Source organism: Exiguobacterium sp. A1_3_1, from assembly GCF_048985645.1.
Taxonomy (GTDB): domain Bacteria; phylum Bacillota; class Bacilli; order Exiguobacteriales; family Exiguobacteriaceae; genus Exiguobacterium_A; species Exiguobacterium_A indicum.
The window spans coordinates 1-631 of the sequence record NZ_WBYY01000333.1 but is presented as its reverse complement, the minus strand read 5'-3'; the positions used below and the strand labels follow the sequence as shown (position 1 = coordinate 631).

Sequence of the window (631 nt, the reverse complement as noted above, 5' to 3'; positions counted from 1 at the left end):
GACCAGGTACGGCGATCAAGTCAGTGATACCTTGTACACCTTGACGCAAGACGTTATCTGCTTCTTTGAACGCTTCAAGCATTGGTGTGTTCCGATCAACGATTTCAAGTAACTTATCGTTCGGAATGACGATCAACGTATCGACTTTTTCTTTGAAGTTCTGGACACCTGAGACGGCATGTTGCATCCGTTTACGTCCTTCGAACATAAATGGTTTTGTGACGACGCCGACTGTCAATGCACCGATTTCTTTTGAAATCTCCGCGATGACAGGAGCAGCTCCTGTACCAGTTCCGCCACCCATCCCAGCTGTGACGAAGACCATGTCAGCGCCTGAAAGGATTTCTGTTAATTGCTCACGGCTCTCTTCCGCCGCTTTTTTACCGATTTCCGGATTGGCACCCGCACCGAGACCACGTGTCAATTTAGCACCGAGTTGTAGTTTTACGTCAGCTTGTGACATGTTCAATGCCTGCGCGTCCGTGTTTACTGCGATGAATTCTACGCCTTGGACACCGTGTTCAATCATTCGGTTGACGGCGTTCGAACCGCCACCACCTACACCGATGACCTTTATTTTTGCTACTTGGTCCATCATTTCATCAAAATGCAACATAAAAACTGTCTCTTA

1 protein-coding gene is annotated in these 631 nt (G+C 47.7%); it reads right to left on the bottom strand.

The window, feature by feature from the left end:
• On the bottom strand, positions 1-616 hold a 616-nt coding region (gene ftsZ / locus F8N00_RS18225; protein WP_421018775.1), incomplete at its 3' end, for a cell division protein FtsZ.
• Positions 617-631: the final 15 nt, after the last annotated feature.